The organism is Streptococcus sp. KR, from assembly GCF_002238115.1.
GTDB lineage: Bacteria > Bacillota > Bacilli > Lactobacillales > Streptococcaceae > Streptococcus.
Genome location: NZ_NGVM01000013.1, coordinates 41,989 through 62,189, shown reverse-complemented (window position 1 = coordinate 62,189; position 20,201 = coordinate 41,989). Strand labels below are relative to the sequence as shown.

Annotated in this window: 18 protein-coding genes; 15 read left to right on the top strand and 3 right to left on the bottom strand. The window is 42.1% G+C overall.

All coding sequences use genetic code 11. The annotated features are described in order from the left end of the window. Positions 1–131: 131 nt before the first annotated feature. From CBI42_RS07010 to dnaJ, 12 genes are all read left to right on the top strand, one after another. A complete protein-coding gene (locus tag CBI42_RS07010) occupies positions 132–5,204 on the top strand; it encodes an endo-beta-N-acetylglucosaminidase (protein ID WP_094753601.1) in 5,073 nt (1,690 codons plus the stop codon). Between the two features lie 273 nt (positions 5,205–5,477). Continuing rightward, positions 5,478–6,677 (top strand): phosphoglycerate kinase, encoded by a 1,200-nt coding sequence (locus tag CBI42_RS07000; RefSeq protein WP_094753600.1) that lies wholly within the window; start codon positions 5,478–5,480, stop codon positions 6,675–6,677. Positions 6,678–7,000: 323 nt separating this feature from the next. Continuing rightward, entirely contained in the window at positions 7,001–7,528 is a 528-nt protein-coding gene (locus CBI42_RS06995) for an FUSC family protein (protein WP_094753599.1), read from the top strand. A gap of 76 nt (positions 7,529–7,604) precedes the next feature. Then, positions 7,605–7,961, top strand: a complete 357-nt coding sequence (gene glnR / locus CBI42_RS06990; RefSeq protein ID WP_000659548.1) for a transcriptional repressor GlnR — start codon at positions 7,605–7,607, stop codon at positions 7,959–7,961. A 36-nt stretch (positions 7,962–7,997) separates the two neighbouring features. After that, positions 7,998–9,344, top strand: a complete 1,347-nt coding sequence (gene glnA / locus CBI42_RS06985; RefSeq protein WP_004255939.1) for a type I glutamate--ammonia ligase — start codon at positions 7,998–8,000, stop codon at positions 9,342–9,344. 113 nt (positions 9,345–9,457) lie between these two features. Further along, the gene (locus tag CBI42_RS06980) at positions 9,458–9,778 is read left to right on the top strand and encodes a PadR family transcriptional regulator (RefSeq protein WP_049510185.1); all 321 of its coding nucleotides are present in this window, start codon (positions 9,458–9,460) and stop codon (positions 9,776–9,778) included. Further along, positions 9,778–10,353 carry a DUF2812 domain-containing protein gene (locus tag CBI42_RS13405; RefSeq protein WP_094753613.1) on the top strand — a complete coding sequence of 192 codons (576 nt, stop codon included), beginning with the start codon at positions 9,778–9,780 and terminating at the stop codon, positions 10,351–10,353. The genes CBI42_RS06980 and CBI42_RS13405 overlap by 1 nt, the downstream gene beginning before the upstream one ends. A 34-nt stretch (positions 10,354–10,387) precedes the next feature. Then, on the top strand, positions 10,388–10,900 hold the full coding sequence (locus CBI42_RS06970) for a DUF2812 domain-containing protein (protein WP_094753597.1): 513 nt from the start codon (positions 10,388–10,390) through the stop codon (positions 10,898–10,900). A gap of 160 nt (positions 10,901–11,060) precedes the next feature. Next, a complete protein-coding gene (hrcA, locus tag CBI42_RS06965; RefSeq protein WP_094753596.1) occupies positions 11,061–12,095 on the top strand; it encodes a heat-inducible transcriptional repressor HrcA in 1,035 nt (344 codons plus the stop codon). Between the two features lie 26 nt (positions 12,096–12,121). Then, a complete protein-coding gene (gene grpE / locus CBI42_RS06960; RefSeq protein WP_094753595.1) occupies positions 12,122–12,646 on the top strand; it encodes a nucleotide exchange factor GrpE in 525 nt (174 codons plus the stop codon). Positions 12,647–12,896: 250 nt separating this feature from the next. Continuing rightward, positions 12,897–14,720, top strand: a complete 1,824-nt coding sequence (dnaK, locus tag CBI42_RS06955; RefSeq protein ID WP_023947126.1) for a molecular chaperone DnaK — start codon at positions 12,897–12,899, stop codon at positions 14,718–14,720. A gap of 331 nt (positions 14,721–15,051) precedes the next feature. Continuing rightward, a complete protein-coding gene (gene dnaJ, locus CBI42_RS06950; protein WP_001066308.1) occupies positions 15,052–16,188 on the top strand; it encodes a molecular chaperone DnaJ in 1,137 nt (378 codons plus the stop codon). Between the two features lie 24 nt (positions 16,189–16,212). On the opposite strand, the gene CBI42_RS06945 is transcribed toward dnaJ, so the two are convergent. Both CBI42_RS06945 and CBI42_RS06940 read right to left on the bottom strand, forming a co-directional pair. After that, positions 16,213–16,500, bottom strand: a complete 288-nt coding sequence (locus CBI42_RS06945) for a hypothetical protein (RefSeq protein WP_000777749.1) — start codon at positions 16,498–16,500, stop codon at positions 16,213–16,215. Between the two features lie 9 nt (positions 16,501–16,509). Then, positions 16,510–16,920 (bottom strand): HIT family protein, encoded by a 411-nt coding sequence (locus tag CBI42_RS06940; RefSeq protein WP_094753594.1) that lies wholly within the window; start codon positions 16,918–16,920, stop codon positions 16,510–16,512. Positions 16,921–16,987: 67 nt separating this feature from the next. Here CBI42_RS06940 and CBI42_RS06935 point away from each other — a divergent pair, with 67 nt between their 5' ends. Together CBI42_RS06935 and CBI42_RS06930 are read left to right on the top strand one after the other, a co-directional pair. Beyond that, positions 16,988–17,719 (top strand): ABC transporter ATP-binding protein, encoded by a 732-nt coding sequence (locus tag CBI42_RS06935; RefSeq protein ID WP_049538864.1) that lies wholly within the window; start codon positions 16,988–16,990, stop codon positions 17,717–17,719. After that, positions 17,716–18,765, top strand: coding sequence for an ABC transporter permease (locus CBI42_RS06930; RefSeq protein ID WP_094753593.1), 1,050 nt, complete (start codon positions 17,716–17,718; stop codon positions 18,763–18,765). Before CBI42_RS06935 ends, CBI42_RS06930 begins: the two co-directional genes overlap by 4 nt. Before the next feature lie 61 nt (positions 18,766–18,826). Here CBI42_RS06930 and CBI42_RS06925 read toward each other — a convergent pair whose 3' ends face one another. Beyond that, on the bottom strand, positions 18,827–19,156 hold the full coding sequence (locus CBI42_RS06925; RefSeq protein WP_094753592.1) for a helicase BlpT: 330 nt from the start codon (positions 19,154–19,156) through the stop codon (positions 18,827–18,829). Positions 19,157–19,451: 295 nt separating this feature from the next. Here CBI42_RS06925 and CBI42_RS06920 point away from each other — a divergent pair, with 295 nt between their 5' ends. After that, entirely contained in the window at positions 19,452–20,189 is a 738-nt protein-coding gene (locus CBI42_RS06920) for a response regulator transcription factor (RefSeq protein WP_094753591.1), read from the top strand. Positions 20,190–20,201 lie beyond the last annotated feature (12 nt).

Below are 20,201 nucleotides of genomic sequence, written 5' to 3'. Positions count from 1 at the left end.
ATTGACATTTAAAAGAAATATTTTAAAATGAGGGAGGAATTATCTTGGTCCCTGTGATTGGGATAAAAATTTTATAAAGAAAGTTAAGCGCTTTCTTTTGTGTAGCAAAATCAATCTTTTAGGAGGAGAAAATGAAGAATCCATTTTTTGAAAGACGTTGTCGTTACAGTATTCGTAAGTTATCAGTAGGAGCCTGCTCGCTAATGATTGGTGCTGTTTTATTTGCTGGTCCAGCCTTGGCTGAAGAAACTGCAGTTCCTGAAAATAGCGGAGCCCATACAGAGCTTGTTTCAGGAGAGAGTGAGCATCCAACTAATGAAGCTGACAAGCAGCATGAAGGAGAACATGCTAGAGAAAATAAGCCAGAAAAGGCAGAAGGAGTAGCGACAGCATCTGAAACTGCTTCGCCAGCAAGCAATGAAGCTGCAACTACTGAAACTGCAGAGGCAGTAAGCGCAGCTAAACCAGAGGAAAAAGCAAGTGAGGTGGCTGCGGAAACACCATCTGCAGAAGCAAAACCTAAGTCTGACAAGGAAACAGAAGCAAAGCCTGAAGGAACTAGCCAAGGGGATGAGTCTAAGCCAGCAGCAGAAGCTAATAAGACTGAAAAAGAAGTCCAGCCAGATGTCCCTAAAAATACAGAAAAAACATTAAAACCAAAGGAAATCAAATTTAATTCTTGGGAGGATTTGTTGAAATGGGAACCGGGTGCGCGTGAGGATGATCCCATCAATCGTTCCTCAGTTGAACTAGCTAAGCGCCATAGAGGTCAGTTAGTGAACGAAAAAGCAAGCAGAAGAGCCAAGGTTCAGGCGCTAGCAAATACCAACTCAAAGGCTAAAGACCACGCTTCTGTTGGTGGAGAAGAATTCAAAGCCTACGCCTTTGACTACTGGCAATACTTGGATTCAATGGTCTTCTGGGAAGGTCTCGTTCCAACTCCTGACGTTATTGATGCAGGTCACCGTAACGGGGTTCCTGTATATGGTACACTCTTCTTCAACTGGTCTAATAGTATTGCCGACCAAGAGAAATTTGTTGCTGCTTTGAAACAAGATGAGGATGGGACCTTCCCTATTGCACGAAAACTTGTCGACCTTGCTAAGTACTATGGCTTTGATGGGTATTTTATCAACCAAGAAACAACGGGTGACTTAGTAACGCCACTTGGTGAAAAAATGCGTCAATTCATGCTCTATACAAAAGAATATGCGGCAAAAGTCAACCATCCAATCAAGTATGCTTGGTACGATGCCATGACCTATAAATATGGTCGTTACCACGAAGATGGTCTAGGTGATTACAACTACCAATTCATGCAAAAAGAAGGTGACAAGGTCCCTGCGGATCAATTCTTTGCCAATTTCAACTGGAATAAGGAAAAGAATGACCACTCTGTAGAAATGGCAAAATGGCTGGAACGTAGTCAATATGATGTCTTTGCAGGATTGGAATTGCAACAAGGTGGTTCTTATAAGACAAAAGTTAAATGGGATGCCCTCTTAGATGAAAAAGGCAAGTTACGTTTGTCGCTTGGACTCTTTGCACCAGATACAATTACCAGTCTAGGAAAAACAGGTGAAGATTACCATAAAAACGAAGATATCTTCTTCACAGGTTACCAAGGAGATCCGACAGCTCAAAAACCAGCGGACAAAGAGTGGTATGGGATTGCTAATTTAGTTGCAGACCGCACACCAGCAGTAGGCCGGACCTTCACTACCTCCTTTAATACAGGCCATGGTAGAAAGTGGTTTGTAGACGGAGAAGTTTCTAAGGATTCTGAGTGGAACTACCGTTCGGTTTCAGGTATCTTGCCAACATGGCGCTGGTGGCAGACTTCAACAGGGGAAAAACTTCGTGCAGAATATGACTTTACAGATGCCTACAATGGCGGAAATTCCCTTAAATTCTCAGGTGATGTAGCTGGTAAGACGGACCAGGATGTGAATTTGTATTCTACTAAGTTAGAAGTAACTGAGAAAACCAAACTTCGTGTTGCCCACAAGGGAGGAAAAGGCTCGAAAGTTTATATGGCCTTCTCTACAACTCCAGACTACAAATTCGATGATGCAGATGCATGGAAAGAGCTAACCCTTTCTGACAACTGGACAAATGAAGAATTTGATCTCAGCTCACTAGCAGGTAAAACCATCTATGCAGTCAAACTCTTCTTCGAGCATGAAGGAGCTGTAAAAGATTATCAGTTTAACCTAGGTCAATTAACAATTTCAGACAATCACCAAGCACCACAAGCGCCTACAGGCCTTTCTGTGGTGAAACAATCTCTTAAAAATGCCCAAGAAGCTGAAGCAGTGGTCCAGTTTGCGGGTAATCAAGATGCGGATTTCTATGAAGTCTACGAAAAAGATGGGGATAACTGGCGTTTGTTGACAGGTTCGTCTGCTTCAACCATCTACTTGCCAAAAGTTAGCCGCTCTGCTAATGCGACTGGTACGACGCAAGAATTGAAAGTCGTTGCAGTTGGTAAAAATGGCCTTCGTTCAGAAGCTGCGACGACATCCTTTAACTGGGGCATGACTGTTCAGGATACGACTCTCCCAAGACCTTTGGCTGAAAATATTGTTCCAGGGGCAACGGTTATCGGTAGCACTTTCCCGAATACCGAAGGTGGAGAAGGTATTGAAGGTATGTTGAACGGTACTATTACCAGTCTTTCAGACAAGTGGTCTTCAGGACAATTGAGCGGTAGTGTCGATATTCGTTTGACTCAACCACGTCGTGTTATCAGATGGGTGATGGATCATGCGGGAGCTGGTGGTGAGTCTGTTAACGATGGTCTGATGAACACCAAGGATTTTGATCTTTACTACAAGGATACAGATGGCGAGTGGAAACTAGCTAAGGAAGTCCGTGGTAATAAAGCGCACGTTACGGATATCACTCTTGACAAACCAATTACTGCCCAAGACTGGCGTTTGCATGTCATTACATCTGATAATGGAACACCTTGGAAGGCCATTCGTATCTACAACTGGAAGATGTACGAAGCCTTGGACACAGAAAGTCAAAATATTCCAATGGCTAAGGTAGCTGCCCGTTCACTTGGAAACCACCAAGTTCAACTAGGCTTCTCTGATGTTCCGGCAGGCGCAACCATCACCGTTTACGACAAGGCTGATTCACAAACACCAATTGCAACCTTGAAGACTGAAACTGGTGGTGACTTGGCAACAGCTCCATTGGGCTTTGATAAGCAACCAACTCTCCTCTACTATCGTACCCAACTACCTGGCAAAGAAATCAGTAACACCTTGGCTGTAGCGATTCCACAGGATGAGAGAAAAATTGCTGCAGTTAGCCTTGAAAAAGGACCTAAAAAGACAGTTTATAAAGAAGGAGAAAAACTGGACCTCAGAGGCGGAACACTCCGTGTTCAATACGAAGGGGGACAAGCCGACGAGCTGATTAACCTTACTCACTCAGGTGTGACGGTATCTGGATACGACGCTCATCAAAAGGGGGAACAAAACCTAACACTGCAATACCTTGGTTTACCAGTGTCAGGTGATCTGAAAGTCCAAGTGACAGGACAGGATGAAGGAAAACCAAAAGAAGTAGCGGGCTTGTATATTACTAAGAAACCAAAAACAGACTATCTAGTAGGAGATCAACTGGATCTCTCTGAAGGTCGCTTTGGTGTTCTCTATGATGATGAGACAGAAGAGACTCACAGCTTTACTGATGAAGGTGTTGAAATCACGGGATACGATGCTCAGAAGACTGGACGCCAGACCTTGACCCTGCATTACAAGGGGCACACGGCTGAGTTTGATGTCTTGGTTTCTCCAAAGGCTGCAGTTAATGATGAATACCTTAAACAAGAAATCACTGCTGCCCAAGGCCGTCAGTCAACCCTTGCCTATACCTTCTCAAGTGAGGACAAACAAGCTGTACTAGTAGAGAAACTCAATGCAGCGAAAGTTGTAGCAGAAAACCACAATGCTAGCCAAGAAGAAGTCAACCGGGCTTTGAATGAGTTGAAACAAGCAGGGACAGACTTGGATGGAAATCAACGTTATCAAACTGCTAGAGAAGAATTGGAAGGCTTGCTCGAATCTATCCGTGAAAAAGATCCTAAAGCTGAGTTGATTGAACAAGCAGAAGCTTTGTTGGCTTCAGAGATGCCAACTCCACAAGCTTTTGCGGACATGAAAGAAAAGCTGAATAAGAAACTAGCTCCTGCAGAAGAAAGTCATCATGTTGGTAGCATGGATCCAAGTGAAGTAGCCCCAACAGTTGAGGCCCTCCCTGAACTAGTTGTTGAAACTGAAACAACAGCCTATGAACGTCAAGAGCGACCAAATGCGAACTTTCTTAAAGGTCAACGTCAATTTGTCCAAAAAGGAGAAGAAGGGCAGATTCGTCGTCTAGTAGAAGTAGATGCTCAAGGCAATCGTATCCTTCGTACAACAGAGATTCTCAAGGAAGCTGTTCCAGAGATTACCGAAGTAGGTACAAAAGTTCTTTCAAGTAATCAACCAGCTGAAGGAGTTAAAGATTTAGTTCTGGAAACTCCGAAACTAGAAGTTGAAGAAGTTGCAGTATCCTTTGAACGTCAAGAACATCCAAACTCAGAACTTCTCAAAGGTCAACGTCGTATTGTGCAAGCTGGAGAAGAAGGTCAAGTTCGTCATCTAGTAGAAGTAGATTCCCAAGGCAATCGTATCCTTCGTTCAACAGAAGTTCTCAAGGAAGCTGTTCCAGAGATTACCGAAGTAGGTACAAAAGTTCTATCAAGCAATCAACCAGCTGAGGGAGTAAAAGACCTAGTTCTAGAAACTCCGAAACTAGAAGTTGAAGAAATTGAAGTATCCTTTGAACGTCAAGAACGTTCAAGCTCAGAACTTCTCAAAGGTCAACGTCGTATTGTGCAAGCTGGAGAAGAAGGACAAATTCGTCGCTTTGTAGAAGTCGATGCCCGAGGCAATCGCACTCTTCGTTCAACAGAAGTTCTCAAGGAAGCTCTTCTGGAAATTGTTGAAGTTGGAACGAAAGTAGAGCAAGACTCTCAAAAAACAGGTCAAGCTCTTTTAGAAACACCGACAAATGAAAAAGTAGGTAAAGAACTTCCAAATACTGGAGTAAGAAGAGATGCTAGTCTAGTAGCACTAGGACTCCTCGGAGTGATGAGTGGCTATGGCCTACTTGCTGGAAAGAAGAGAGAAAACGAATCGATTTAGGATTCTTGCATTTCCTCATAACAACTAAAAATAAGGTTTGACTGCAGATTAGTCAAACCTCGTTTTAACTAGTAAAAATCAGTGGAAGAATGAGATGGATTAACTACTTTTTCTTGTATTACTTAGTGATTTGGAAAGGTTTTTCTAGTTTTGATTTTCAGAAATGCTAGTTTTCGTTGCAAGAAAGAACTGGAAAAGTTTAGGGTTTTTCTATCTCTTTTGCTGATTTTGTGATATAATTAACACGTATAAAAAAAGAAGGAGTCATATCTAATGGCAAAATTGACTGTTAAAGACGTTGAATTGAAAGGGAAAAAAGTTCTCGTTCGTGTTGACTTCAACGTACCTGTAAAAGATGGCGTGATTACCAACGACAACCGTATCACTGCAGCTCTTCCAACTATCAAGTACATCCTTGAACAAGGTGGACGTGCTATCCTCTTCTCTCACCTTGGCCGTGTAAAAGAAGAAGCAGACAAAGCTGGTAAATCACTTGCTCCTGTAGCTGCTGACTTGGCAGCTAAATTGGGTCAAGACGTTGCTTTCCTTCCAGGAGTCACTCGTGGTGCTGAATTGGAAGCAGCTATCAACGCTCTTGAAGATGGACAAGTTCTCTTGGTTGAAAACACTCGTTACGAAGATGTTGACGGCAAGAAAGAATCTAAAAACGATCCTGAACTTGGTAAATACTGGGCATCACTTGGAGATGGTATCTTCGTAAACGATGCATTCGGTACAGCTCACCGTGCACATGCATCTAACGTTGGTATCTCAGCAAACGTTGAAAAAGCAGTTGCTGGTTTCCTTCTTGAAAACGAAATTGCCTACATCCAAGAAGCAGTTGAAACTCCAGAACGTCCATTCGTGGCTATCCTTGGTGGTTCAAAAGTTTCAGACAAGATCGGTGTTATCGAAAACTTGCTTGAAAAAGCTGATAAAGTCCTTATCGGTGGTGGTATGACTTACACATTCTACAAAGCACAAGGTATCGAAATCGGTAACTCACTTGTAGAAGAAGACAAATTGGATGTTGCGAAAGCTCTTCTTGAAAAAGCAAACGGTAAATTGATCTTGCCAGTTGACTCAAAAGAAGCTAACGCATTTGCGGGCTACACTGAAGTACGTGACACTGAAGGTGAAGCAGTGGATCCAGGCTTCCTTGGTCTTGACATCGGTCCAAAATCTATCGCTAAATTTGACGAAGCATTGACTGGTGCGAAAACAGTTGTATGGAACGGACCTATGGGTGTATTTGAAAACCCAGACTTCCAAGCTGGTACAATTGGTGTGATGGACGCTATCGTGAAACAACCAGGAGTTAAATCAATCATTGGTGGTGGTGACTCAGCTGCTGCAGCGATTAACCTTGGCCGTGCAGACAAATTCTCATGGATTAGTACGGGCGGAGGTGCTTCAATGGAACTTCTCGAAGGTAAAGTATTGCCAGGTTTGGCTGCACTTACAGAAAAATAATTTCAGCCCGTTAGTCTCTACAAAATCCTGATTTTGTAGAAAAAGGAACAAAACTGAAACGTTAACAAAAAGGTGGCTATGTCACCTTTTTGTGTTAGTGTAGGTATTTGTGACGCGGTGGTGGAGCATCAATGGAACTTCTTGAAGGTAAAGTTCTTCCAGGACTTGCAGCCTTGACAGAAAAATAAGATTTTATAAACAAGTCAAAGAAGAGAGGGATGAAAGTTCCTCTTTTCTTTTGCTTAAAATAAAAACGCTTCCTCTCAACTATTACTCATAAAAATCACCGATTTATGATAAAATGGAAATAGAAAGTTGAGATTATGAGTTATTTTAAAAAATATAAATTCGATAAATCCCAGTTCAAACTTGGTATGCGAACCTTTAAAACAGGTATTGCTGTTTTTCTAGTTCTCTTGATTTTTGGCTTTTTTGGTTGGAAAGGTCTTCAAATCGGTGCTTTGACAGCCGTTTTTAGCCTGAGGGAGAGTTTTGATAAGAGTGTCCATTTTGGGACTTCGCGTATTCTAGGAAATAGTATCGGTGGCCTCTATGCCCTGGTCTTCTTCTTATTAAATACCTTTTTCCACGAAGCCTTTTGGGTGACCTTGGTTGTTGTTCCGATTTGCACCATGTTAACCATTATGACAAATGTAGCCATGAATAACAAAGCAGGGGTTATTGGTGGTGTAGCAGCTATGTTAATCATTACCCTATCGATTCCGAGCGGCGAAACAATTTTGTACGTGTTTGCGCGTGTATCAGAAACGTTCATGGGAGTTTTTGTCGCAATTCTCGTAAATTACGATATTGAACGTATTCGGCTCTTTTTAGAAAAAAAAGAAAAATAATGTTACATTTTATAACATTATCAATTGACGTTTGTCTTTTTTTAGACTATAATAGACAGAAAGAAGGAAATTGTAAATGAAGGAAAAAGAATTTCGCCGAAATATGGCTGTTTTTCCTATCGGCAGTGTTATGAAATTGACCGATCTATCGGCGCGTCAGATTCGTTATTATGAAGATCAGGAGTTGATTAAGCCTGATCGAAACGAAGGGAACCGTCGCATGTATTCCTTGAATGACATGGATCGTCTGCTTGAAATCAAAGATTATATCTCTGAAGGTTATAATATCGCTGCCATTAAGAAAAAATATGCTGAACGTGAAGCGAAATCCAAGAAAGCGGTGAGTCAGACTGAGGTGCGTCGTGCACTTCACAATGAACTCCTCCAACAGGGTCGCTTTGCTTCAGTACGGTCACCTTTTGGTCGCGGTTAGGCAACCGCAAGTAGTCATACATTAAGGAGAAAACTCATGCCAATCACAGCTGCAGATATTCGTCGTGAAGTCAAGGAAAAAAATGTTACCTTTATTCGTCTCATGTTCTCAGATATTTTGGGAACCATGAAAAACGTCGAAATTCCTGCCACAGATGAACAGTTAGATAAAGTCTTGTCAAACAAGGCTATGTTTGATGGATCTTCTATTGAAGGTTTTGTACGTATCAATGAGTCAGATATGTACTTGTACCCAGACTTGGATACATGGACAGTCTTCCCTTGGGGAGATGAAAATGGAAGTGTTGCAGGTTTGATCTGTGATGTCTATACAACAGAAGGTGAACCATTTGCAGGAGACCCTCGTGGCAATTTGAAACGTGCTCTTCGTCACATGGAAGAAGTAGGATTCAAGTCCTTCAACCTTGGGCCAGAACCAGAATTCTTCCTATTTAAACTGGATGAAAATGGGGATCCAACACTTGAAGTAAATGACAAGGGTGGCTACTTTGATTTGGCACCTACTGACCTTGCGGACAATACACGTCGTGAGATTGTCAATGTCTTGACCAAAATGGGATTTGAAGTAGAAGCAAGTCACCATGAGGTTGCGGTTGGACAACATGAGATTGACTTCAAGTACGATGAAGTTCTTCGAGCTTGTGATAAGATTCAAATCTTTAAACTTGTTGTTAAAACCATTGCTCGAAAACACGGACTTTACGCAACCTTTATGGCCAAACCAAAATTTGGTATTGCCGGATCAGGTATGCACTGTAATATGTCCTTGTTTGATGAAGAAGGAAACAATGCTTTCTTTGATCCAAATGATCCAAAAGGAATGCAGTTGTCAGAAACGGCCTACCATTTCCTTGGTGGTTTGATCAAACATGCTTACAACTATACTGCCATCATGAACCCAACAGTTAACTCATACAAACGTTTGGTTCCTGGTTATGAAGCACCTGTTTACATTGCTTGGGCTGGTCGTAACCGTTCGCCACTTGTGCGCGTGCCTGCTTCACGTGGTATGGGAACTCGTCTTGAGTTGCGTTCAGTGGATCCGATGGCAAACCCATACATCGCTATGGCAGTTCTATTGGAAGTTGGTTTGCATGGTATTGAAAATAAAATCGAAGCACCAGCTCCTATCGAAGAAAATATCTACATCATGACAGCAGAAGAGCGCAAGGAAGCTGGTATTACAGACCTTCCGTCAACTCTTCACAACGCTTTGAAAGCTCTGACTGAAGATGAGGTTGTCAGAGCAGCTCTTGGAGAACATATCTATACTAGTTTCCTTGAAGCCAAACGAATCGAATGGGCGAGCTATGCGACCTTTGTTTCACAATGGGAAATTGATAACTATCTAGATCTTTATTAATATAGAAGAAAGATTGCCTGTGGGTGATCTTTTTTCTTGTGTTTTATATCGAGGTGTGATATATTTTATATAACGAAGTGCGATATATCGAACTAAATAGGAGGTGAATGAAAATGGAATTAACGGATAAGATTCGTCGAGTTTATCTTCCGATGACGGAAACGGGTTTTTATATCTTGTTCTGTCTGCAAAAGGAAGGTCATGGGTACAGTATTACGCAAAAGGTCAAGGAGATGACAGATTCGCAAGTTTCGATTAGTCCTGGGACTATGTATGGAACCTTGTCAAAAATGGAAAAGGATGGTTTGATTTCCTTTGTCCGTGAAGAGGAAAAACGGAAAATCTATCAGATCACAGACTTGGGACGAAAAGTCTTAGATATTGAATTGAAACGTATTGAACGGCTCTATAGGAACAGTCTGGAGGAAAGATGATGGAAAAGAAGGTTGTTTATAGAATTGCTACCATTGCGGATTATGATAGAGAGGCTTTATATCTTAGAAAAATGCATGCTGAGGGCTGGAAACTTAAGGAAGTGACCTACTCTAACTTAGTAGTTGCGGTTAAGTATACTTTTGAAAAGTGTCAACCGGAGCAGGTTTCTTATCAGTTGGACTTTTATCCTATGAAAAAATCAGAGAGAGCCTCCTATTTACAATTATTTAAAGACTGTGGCTGGGAGCATATTACAGACTTTAATGGGTTTTCCTACTTTAGAAAGCTTCATTCTGGAATTGAGTCGGATGCCGAGTTTGAAATTTATAATGACGCGGCCGGGAAGTTAGCTATGGTCAAACGGATTTTAACGAGGCGGATGCTTCCTATTTTGCTTCTCTTTTTAGCTCTACTACCGGTTTTCTCAAGGGTTGTCACTGGAGGTAGTTCTTTCAGTTGGGAAATGTTTTTGATTGTTATAATAGATGGTGTTTTATTGATAGTCCATGCGATTCAGATTTCTTATATTTTTTGGAGATTGAGTCAAAAGTGGAAAGAATTATCTAATAAATAAAACCAGGCATGTTTTCTAATTTTGGGGTAAGACAATGAATAGCAGAGTAGAATTTCGGATTTTCACCATTGTTGATTTGGACAAGGAAGAAGAATATTTACATGAGATGCATTTGAAAGGTTGGAGGTATAGAACGAGTCGTTTTGGTTTGTTCTATTTTGACCAATGTCAACCGGACGATATCATTTACCGTATCTATGATTCTAGATTTCTTAAAAAGTATAAGCATGAACTGCAAGATTTTAGGAATAGCGGTTGGGAATTGATAGAAGCAGGTTCTTGTTCAATTCTTCGTAAATCGTCTTCTGATTTACTTCCAGAGGATCAAGTCTATATTGCTAAGGAGATCAGATGGGGAGTTATGCGATCTAGACTTCGTTCATGTGCAGCTACTTTCTTAGGAGGTTTTGTTGTTTGTATGAGTTTGTTTCGAGAAGAACTGTCGCAATCTTTCTTTGTCATTTTTGCTCTATATGCCTTTATGATTTCTTATCTAATCTATGGTTATTTCAGACTAAAAAGGAAATACCGAGTAGATGGAAGGTAGGATTCTAGGTCTTTAGACTGATTTTTAGCACTCTTGGTAAAAGAGTGCTAATTTTTTGAGTTTTTATCTTGACATTCTCTTTTAAGGGTGTATAATAGAATCATAAGTTAGCACTTGAACGTATCGAGTGCTAATCGATCAGACAGAGAGGAGTGATGAGATGGTTACAGAGCGTCAGCAGGATATTTTAAATCTGATTATTGACATCTTTACCAAAACGCACGAACCTGTCGGATCCAAAGCTTTGCAAGAGTCTATTAACTCTAGCAGTGCAACCATTCGCAATGACATGGCGGCTCTAGAAAAGCAAGGGTTGCTTGAGAAGGCTCATACTTCAAGTGGTCGGATGCCAAGTGTTGCTGGTTTTCAGTATTATGTAAAACACTCACTGGATTTTGACCGACTGGCTGAAAATGAGGTATATGAGATTGTCAAAGCCTTTGATCAGGAATTCTTCAAATTGGAGGATATTCTGCAAGAGGCTGCTAATCTGCTGACAGACTTGAGTGGCTGTACGGTAGTAGCACTGGATGTTGAGCCTAGCAGGCAACGTTTGACAGCCTTTGATATCGTTGTTTTGGGGCAACATACAGCCTTGGCGGTATTCACCCTAGACGAGTCTCGAACGGTTACCAGTCAGTTTCTGATTCCAAGGAACTTCTTGCAAGAGGACTTGCTGAAACTGAAGAGAATTATTCAGGAGCGTTTCCTCGGCCACACCGTTCTAGATATTCACTACAAGATTCGGACGGAGATTCCGCAGATTATCCAGCGTTACTTTACAACAACGGACAATGTCATCGATCTCTTTGAACACATTTTTAAGGAAATGTTCAACGAAAACATTGTGGTGGCGGGCAAGGTCAATCTCTTGAATTTTGCTAATCTAGCAGCCTATCAGTTCTTTGACCAACCGCAAAAGGTGGCATTGGAGATTCGTGAGGGGCTGCATGAGGATCAGATGCAAAATGTCCGTGTTGCAGACAGTCAAGAGTCCTGTCTAGCTGATTTAGCTGTGATTAGTAGCAAGTTTCTCATCCCTTATCGGGGAGTTGGAATTCTAGCTATTATCGGTCCGGTCAATCTGGATTACCAACAGCTAATCAACCAAGTCAATGTGGTCAATCGTGTTTTGACCATGAAGTTGACAGATTTTTACCGTTACCTCAGTAGTAATCATTACGAAGTACATTAAGATTGAAATCATTAAAGGAGGCGAAAATGGCCCAAGATATAAAAAATGAAGAAGTAGAAGAAGTTCAAGAAGAGGAAGTTGTGGAAACGGTAGAAGAAACAACTCCTGAGAAGTCTGAATTGGACTTGGCAAATGAACGTGCAGATGAGTTCGAAAACAAATACCTTCGCGCTCATGCGGAAATGCAAAATATTCAACGCCGTGCCAATGAAGAACGTCAAAACTTGCAACGTTATCGTAGCCAAGACTTGGCAAAAGCGATTCTCCCTTCATTGGATAATCTAGAACGTGCTCTTGCAGTTGAAGGATTGACAGACGACGTTAAAAAAGGATTGGAGATGGTGCAAGAAAGCTTGGTTCACGCTTTGAAAGAAGAAGGAATCGAAGAAATTGCAGCTGACGGCGAATTTGACCATAACTTCCATATGGCCATCCAAACTCTCCCAGCAGATGATGAACACCCAGCAGATACCATCGCCCAAGTCTTCCAAAAAGGCTACAAACTCCATGACCGTATCTTAAGACCGGCAATGGTAGTTGTATACAGCTAAGCTAGAAAGCTTAAAAACTTGTCCGAAACGACAATAAACTATGAAGAAAGATAAAAAGCAAGCCGGAGGCTTGCAAGGAAGATATTTCCCACCGTGGTGAAAGTTTCAGTAGCAAAAGCTACTGAAACAGGGGATTTTTGAGACAATAGGCTCAAAAATAAGTGATGAAATCCCGGAGGGAGTTGCTCACGTCCCCACCACTTAAGGGAAATATCAAAAATAGAAAATTAACTAACAAGGAGAAAAACACATGTCTAAAATTATCGGTATTGACTTAGGTACAACAAACTCAGCAGTTGCAGTTCTTGAAGGAACTGAAAGCAAAATCATCGCAAACCCAGAAGGTAACCGCACAACTCCATCTGTAGTATCATTCAAAAACGGAGAAATCATCGTTGGGGATGCTGCGAAACGTCAAGCAGTCACAAACCCAGATACAGTAATCTCTATCAAATCTAAGATGGGAACTTCTGAAAAAGTTTCTGCTAACGGAAAAGAATACACTCCACAAGAAATCTCAGCTATGATTCTTCAATACTTGAAAGGCTACGCTGAAGACTATCTTGGTGAAAAAGTAACTAAAGCGGTTATCACAGTTCCAGCTTACTTCAACGACGCTCAACGTCAAGCAACAAAAGACGCTGGTAAAATCGCTGGTCTTGAAGTAGAACGTATCGTCAACGAACCAACTGCAGCAGCTCTTGCTTACGGTTTGGACAAGACTGACAAAGAAGAAAAAATCTTGGTATTCGACCTTGGTGGTGGTACATTCGACGTATCTATCCTTGAATTGGGTGACGGTGTCTTTGATGTATTGTCAACTGCAGGGGACAACAAACTTGGTGGTGACGACTTTGACCAAAAAATCATCGACCACTTGGTAGCAGAATTCAAGAAAGAAAACGGTATCGACTTGTCTACTGACAAGATGGCAATGCAACGTTTGAAAGATGCAGCTGAAAAAGCTAAGAAAGACCTTTCTGGTGTAACTTCAACTCAAATCAGCTTACCATTCATCACTGCAGGTGAAGCTGGACCTCTTCACTTGGAAATGACTTTGACTCGTGCGAAATTTGACGATTTGACTCGTGACCTTGTAGAACGTACAAAAGTTCCAGTTCGTCAAGCCCTTTCAGATGCAGGTTTGAGCTTGTCAGAAATCGACGAAGTTATCCTTGTTGGTGGTTCAACTCGTATCCCAGCCGTTGTAGAAGCTGTTAAGGCTGAAACTGGTAAAGAACCAAACAAATCAGTAAACCCTGACGAAGTAGTTGCTATGGGTGCTGCGATTCAAGGTGGTGTCATCACTGGTGATGTCAAAGACGTTGTCCTTCTTGACGTAACACCATTATCACTTGGTATTGAAACAATGGGTGGTGTCTTCACAAAACTCATTGACCGTAACACAACAATCCCAACATCTAAATCACAAGTCTTCTCAACTGCGGCAGACAACCAACCAGCCGTTGATATCCACGTTCTTCAAGGTGAACGCCCAATGGCAGCAGATAACAAGACTCTTGGACGTTTCCAATTGACAGATATCCCAGCTGCACCTCGTGGAATTCCTCAAATCGAAGTAACATTTGACATCGACAAGAACGGTATCGTGTCTGTTAAAGCTAAAGACCTTGGAACTCAAAAAGAACAAACTATTGTGATCCAATCGAACTCAGGTTTGACTGATGAAGAAATCGACCGCATGATGAAAGATGCAGAAGCTAATGCTGAAGCAGATAAGAAACGTAAAGAAGAAGTTGACCTTCGTAACGAAGTAGACCAAGCGATCTTTGCGACTGAAAAGACAATCAAGGAAACTGAAGGCAAAGGATTCGACGCAGAACGTGACGCTGCCCAAGCTGCCCTTGATGACCTTAAGAAAGCGCAAGAAGACAACAACTTGGACGACATGAAAGCAAAACTTGAAGCATTGAACGAAAAAGCTCAAGGACTTGCTGTTAAACTCTACGAACAAGCCGCAGCAGCCCAACAAGCTCAAGCAGGAGCAGAAGACGCACAAGCAACAGGAAACGCAGGCGATGACGTCGTAGACGGAGAGTTTACGGAGAAATAAAATAGTCCAGTGGACTATTTTATCCCGAGCTTGAAAATCAGGCGAGTATAAAAAGAAATCCAGAGGTTGCAACCCAGCCTCTGTTTTTCGATAAAAAGGGCCTAAACCTGATTTATTTGGGGTTTGTCTCATCAATATGAAATACAGGAATTGAACCCGACCTAAATGGTGGTTCGATTCAGAACATCAATAGAAAGGAATAAGGGTGTTCAGGGAATTGAACACGGGCTACGGACTGTGCCAAAAAGATAGTTTTTTCTAGGACGCAAGCGTCCGTCGTCAAAACTCCTATTTTGGCTGTGTCCGTTTGACGCCCTTTGTATCTTGAATTATGAACAATACTGAATTTTATGATCGTCTGGGGGTGTCCAAAAACGCTTCTGCAGACGAGATCAAAAAGGCTTATCGTAAGCTTTCGAAAAAATACCACCCAGATATCAACAAGGAGCCTGGTGCTGAGGAAAAGTACAAGGAAGTTCAAGAAGCCTATGAGACTTTGAGTGACGACCAAAAACGTGCTGCCTATGACCAATATGGTGCTGCTGGAGCCAACGGTGGTTTTGGTGGAGCTGGTGGTTTCGGCGGTTTCGATGGGGCAGGAGGCTTCGGTGGTTTTGAAGATATCTTCTCAAGTTTCTTCGGCGGAGGCGGTGCTTCACGCAATCCAAATGCACCTCGTCAGGGGGATGACCTCCAATACCGTGTGAACTTGACCTTTGAAGAAGCTATTTTTGGAGCTGAAAAAGAAGTCAAATATAACCGTGAAGCAAGCTGTAGTACATGTAACGGTTCTGGTGCTAAGCCAGGAACAAGTCCAGTCACTTGTGGACGCTGTCATGGTGCTGGTGTCATTAACGTCGATACGCAGACTCCGCTTGGTATGATGCGTCGCCAAGTAACCTGTGATGTCTGTCATGGTCGCGGAAAAGAAATCAAAGATCCATGTACAACCTGTCACGGAACAGGTCATGAAAAACAAGCCCATAGCGTACATGTGAAAATCCCTGCTGGTGTGGAAACAGGTCAACAAATTCGCCTAGCTGGTCAAGGTGAAGCTGGCTTTAATGGTGGACCTTATGGTGACTTGTATGTAGTGGTTTCTGTGGAAGCCAGCGACAAGTTTGAACGTGAAGGAACGACTATCTTCTACAATCTCAACCTCAACTTTGTCCAAGCAGCTCTTGGTGACACAGTAGATATCCCAACTGTTCACGGTGATGTTGAATTGGTTATCCCAGAGGGAACTCAGACTGGTAAGAAATTCCGCCTCCGTGGCAAGGGAGCTCCGAGCCTCCGTGGCGGTGCAGTTGGTGACCAATACGTTACCGTTAATGTCGTAACACCGACAGGCTTGAACGACCGCCAAAAAGCAGCCTTGAAAGAATTCGCAGCTGCAGGTGATTTAAAAGTCAATCCAAAGAAAAAGGGATTCTTTGACCATATTAAAGATGCCTTTGAAGGAGAATAAAGCAAAAAGAGCCGTCGGGCTCTTTTACTTATCTTCGATTTCCTGTGTTTCTTTGATCACAGCTAGTCTAGTCTGGATATCTTTTTCCAAGACCTTAAACTTGTAAGTTAGGTCTTCTTGATATTCCTTGATGAGTTCTTTTTGCTGGTCGATGATTTGCAGGCTATTTTGGATAATATCCACATCATCCTTGATAGCTTGAACACGGTCAGTGGTATTCAAGACTTCATCTGTGATGGTTTGGCGATTTTTTGTGAGCAGATAACTTCCAGCTGCAGCTCCTGCAAATAGCAGTAGGTTGGATAATTTCATGGCAACTCCTTAGGCGTTTTTGATAGTTTCAGCGATTTGAGCGAGTTTGTCAAAGTCTGGTTCGTGGGCGATAAAATCAATCTTGAGGTCATCGTCCGCACTGTAGCGAGGCACGAGGTGAACGTGGGTATGAAAGACTGTTTGACCAGCGATTTCTTCACAGTTGGCAATGATATTCATGCCAGCAGCCTTGGTAGCTTTCATGACTTTTTGAGCTACTTTTGGTACTTGGGCAAAGAGTTGGCTGGCGCTAGTAGCGTCCATTTTCAAAAGATTGCGATAGTGTTCTTTTGGCACGACCAAGGTGTGTCCTGGTGTCACTTGAGAGATATCAAGAAAGGCAAGAACCTGCTCATCTTCATATACTTTTGAAGCAGGAATTTCCCCTGCGATGATTTTACAAAAAATGCAATCTGACATAAAATCTACCTCTACTGTATTGAATTTTGATATAATATAGCTACATTATACCAGATTTGGAGAAAATATGTTAGAAATTAAAAACCTGACAGGTGGCTATGTTCATGTCCCTGTCTTGAAAGATGTGTCCTTTACCGTTGAAAGTGGGCAGCTGGTCGGTCTGATTGGTCTCAATGGTGCTGGGAAATCGACGACTATTAATGAGATTATCGGTCTGTTGACACCTTATAGTGGCTCCATCAATATCAATGGCTTGACCCTGCAAGAAGATGCGACAAGTTACCGCAAGCAAATTGGTTACATTCCCGAGACACCTAGCCTGTATGAGGAATTAACCCTCAGAGAGCACATCGAAACAGTTGCTATGGCTTATGGTATCGAGCAGAAAGTGGCTTTTGATCGAGTAGAACCTTTGTTAAAAATGTTCCGTCTGGACCAGAAATTAGACTGGTTTCCTGTTCATTTTTCAAAAGGGATGAAGCAGAAGGTCATGATTATCTGTGCTTTTGTGGTGGATCCGAGTCTTTTCATCGTGGATGAGCCTTTCCTTGGTCTTGATCCGCTAGCTATTTCTGACTTGATTCAGCTTTTGGAAGTGGAAAAGCAAAAGGGCAAGTCTATTCTCATGAGTACCCACGTGCTGGATTCGGCTGAGAAGATGTGTGATGCCTTTGTCATTCTTCACAAGGGAGAGGTGCGTGCTAAGGGAAATCTCCTGCAACTGCGCGAAGCCTTTGATATGCCTGAGGCTAGTTTGAATGATATTTACTTGGCTCTGACCAAAGAGGAGGAGCTATGAAAGACTTGTTTTTAAAGAGAAAGCAGGCTTTTCGTAAGGAGTGTGTCGGTTATCTGCGCTATGTGCTCAATGACCACTTTGTCTTGTTCCTGCTTGTCTTGCTGGGCTTTCTAGCCTACCAGTACAGTCAACTCTTACAAGATTTTCCTGAAAACCATTGGCCAATTCTTTTGTTTGTAGGAACTACCTCTGTTTTGCTTTTGCTTTGGGGAGGAATTGCTACCTATATGGAGGCTCCAGACAAGCTCTTTCTCTTGGTTGGAGAAGAGGAAATTAAACACCATCTCAAGCGTCAAACTGGCATTTCCCTAGTCTTTTGGCTCTTTGTCCAGACCCTTTTCTTGCTTTTATTTGCGCCTTTATTTTTAGCCATGGGTTATGGCTTGCCTGTTTTTCTGGTCTATGTGCTTTTATTGGGAGTAGGTAAATATTTCCTCTTTCGTCAAAAGGCCAGCAAATTTTTCACTGAAACTGGACTGGACTGGGACTATGTTATTTCCCAAGAAAGTAAGCGTAAGCAAGTCTTGCTTCGTTTCTTTGCCCTCTTTACGCAGGTAAAGGGAATTTCAAACAGCGTCAAGCGTCGTGCCTATCTGGACTTTATCCTAAAGGCTGTTCAGAAGGTGCCTGGGAAGATTTGGCAAAATCTCTATCTGCGTTCTTATCTGCGAAATGGAGATCTTTTTGCGCTCAGTCTCCGTCTGCTCTTGCTGTCCATACTGGCGCAGGTTTTTATCGAGCAAGCTTGGATTGCGACAGCAGTGGTAGTTCTCTTTAACTACCTCTTGCTCTTCCAGTTACTGGCCCTCTATCATGCCTTTGACTACCAGTATTTGACCCAACTCTTTCCGCTGGACAAGGGGCAAAAGGAAAAAGGCTTGCAGGCGGTAGTCCGAGGATTGACCAGTTTGGTCTTAGTAGTGGAATTAGTTGTTGGGTTGATTACCTTCCAAGAAAAACTAGCCCTTCTAGCCTTACTGGGAGCTGGTTTGGTTTTACTAGTCTTGTACCTACCTTATCAGGTCAAACGTCAGATGCAGGACTAACATTGCCTATATGACACTAAAAAAGAAGTTGAGTTCAGTTTGTCTCAACTTCTTTTATTTTCTACAAGATAATGGTTGGTCCGTAGAGACTCAACTTGGTCTTGACTTGGTCAAAGTGGAAACGGTCATAAGCACGCCAAGCGGCACGAGTAGGAGCATCTGGTTCAAGAGCGCTGAGTCCCATGAGAAGACTGGAAGTCTGGTAAAATTTTTCCAGTTCAATCAAGACTCGATTATCCACTGTTTCAGCCTTGGCTAGAAAACCAAGAATAGAGTTTAGTTGCTCCTGAAAGCGGACGTCGTCAGCGGTTGCCTGTTTGCATGCTTGGTAGGCTTTATTTAAGTCAGTAATCAAAGTCTGAGCTCTTTTGATGGGATTTGTATCTGTCATGAGAATTCCTCCTTTAATCTGGGTGCTAGTCTTGTTTCTAGCAACTGTGTTTTGATACTGTTAGTCTATCACTTTTATCTCCTTTTTCACCATAAAATCTTTAATTGCCCTTGAAATTTCCTGAATGGTACTGTTAAGATTTTATGATAAAATAGTTGTAAGATTATCATACTTATCTGAGTAACAAGACACCTTTCAGGAGTGTTAAAGGCCTGTTTAAGATTTGGTGGGCTTGTGTCAGAGTATTTTTGCTATTCTCTTTTTAGGAAGAAATTGAAACAAGGTGAGTAAAAAGATGAGAATATTTGTTTTAGAAGATGATTTTTCCCAACAGACTAGGATTGAAACGACGATTAAAAAACTTTTGAAAGAACATCAGATTATTCCCAGCTCTTTTGAGGTCTTTGGCAAGCCAGACCAACTGCTGGCAGAGGTGCATGAGAAGGGGGCCCATCAGCTATTCTTTTTGGATATTGAGATTCGAAATGAGGAGATGAAGGGGCTGGAAGTGGCTAGAAAGATTCGGGATCGAGACCCCTATGCCCTGATTGTCTTTGTGACGACTCACTCGGAGTTTATGCCTTTGTCCTTTCGTTACCAAGTGTCTGCTTTGGACTACATTGATAAGGCCCTTTCGGCAGAGGAGTTTGAATCTCGTATCAAGACAGCCCTGCTCTATGCTAATAGTCAAGATAGTAAAAGTCTGGCGGAAGATTGCTTTTACTTTAAATCAAAATTTGCTCAATTCCAGTATCCTTTTAAAGAGGTTTATTACCTTGAAACATCGCCCAGAGCCCATCGTGTTATTCTCTATACCAAGACAGATAGGCTGGAATTTACAGCGAGTTTAGAGGAGGTTTTCAAGCAGGAACCCCGTCTCTTGCAGTGTCATCGCTCTTTTCTCATTAATCCTGCCAATGTGGTGCGTTTGGATAAGAAAGAAAAACTTCTTTTCTTTCCCAATGGGGGAAGCTGTATGATTGCGCGTTATAAGGTCAGGGAAGTGTCTGAGACTATCAATAACTTACACTAAGTGAGGTGATGT

Bases quoted from the DNA above. Each gene is read 5' to 3' on its own strand.
- CBI42_RS07010 (WP_094753601.1), top strand. From the start codon at position 132: ATGAAGAATCCATTTTTTGAAAGACGTTGTCGTTACAGTATTCGTAAG.
- CBI42_RS07000 (WP_094753600.1), top strand. From the start codon at position 5,478: ATGGCAAAATTGACTGTTAAAGACGTTGAATTGAAAGGGAAAAAAGTT.
- CBI42_RS06995 (WP_094753599.1), top strand. From the start codon at position 7,001: ATGAGTTATTTTAAAAAATATAAATTCGATAAATCCCAGTTCAAACTT.
- glnR (WP_000659548.1), top strand. From the start codon at position 7,605: ATGAAGGAAAAAGAATTTCGCCGAAATATGGCTGTTTTTCCTATCGGC.
- glnA (WP_004255939.1), top strand. From the start codon at position 7,998: ATGCCAATCACAGCTGCAGATATTCGTCGTGAAGTCAAGGAAAAAAAT.
- CBI42_RS06980 (WP_049510185.1), top strand. From the start codon at position 9,458: ATGGAATTAACGGATAAGATTCGTCGAGTTTATCTTCCGATGACGGAA.
- CBI42_RS13405 (WP_094753613.1), top strand. From the start codon at position 9,778: ATGGAAAAGAAGGTTGTTTATAGAATTGCTACCATTGCGGATTATGAT.
- CBI42_RS06970 (WP_094753597.1), top strand. From the start codon at position 10,388: ATGAATAGCAGAGTAGAATTTCGGATTTTCACCATTGTTGATTTGGAC.
- hrcA (WP_094753596.1), top strand. From the start codon at position 11,061: ATGGTTACAGAGCGTCAGCAGGATATTTTAAATCTGATTATTGACATC.
- grpE (WP_094753595.1), top strand. From the start codon at position 12,122: ATGGCCCAAGATATAAAAAATGAAGAAGTAGAAGAAGTTCAAGAAGAG.
- dnaK (WP_023947126.1), top strand. From the start codon at position 12,897: ATGTCTAAAATTATCGGTATTGACTTAGGTACAACAAACTCAGCAGTT.
- dnaJ (WP_001066308.1), top strand. From the start codon at position 15,052: ATGAACAATACTGAATTTTATGATCGTCTGGGGGTGTCCAAAAACGCT.
- CBI42_RS06945 (WP_000777749.1), bottom strand. From the start codon at position 16,500: ATGAAATTATCCAACCTACTGCTATTTGCAGGAGCTGCAGCTGGAAGT.
- CBI42_RS06940 (WP_094753594.1), bottom strand. From the start codon at position 16,920: ATGTCAGATTGCATTTTTTGTAAAATCATCGCAGGGGAAATTCCTGCT.
- CBI42_RS06935 (WP_049538864.1), top strand. From the start codon at position 16,988: ATGTTAGAAATTAAAAACCTGACAGGTGGCTATGTTCATGTCCCTGTC.
- CBI42_RS06930 (WP_094753593.1), top strand. From the start codon at position 17,716: ATGAAAGACTTGTTTTTAAAGAGAAAGCAGGCTTTTCGTAAGGAGTGT.
- CBI42_RS06925 (WP_094753592.1), bottom strand. From the start codon at position 19,156: ATGACAGATACAAATCCCATCAAAAGAGCTCAGACTTTGATTACTGAC.
- CBI42_RS06920 (WP_094753591.1), top strand. From the start codon at position 19,452: ATGAGAATATTTGTTTTAGAAGATGATTTTTCCCAACAGACTAGGATT.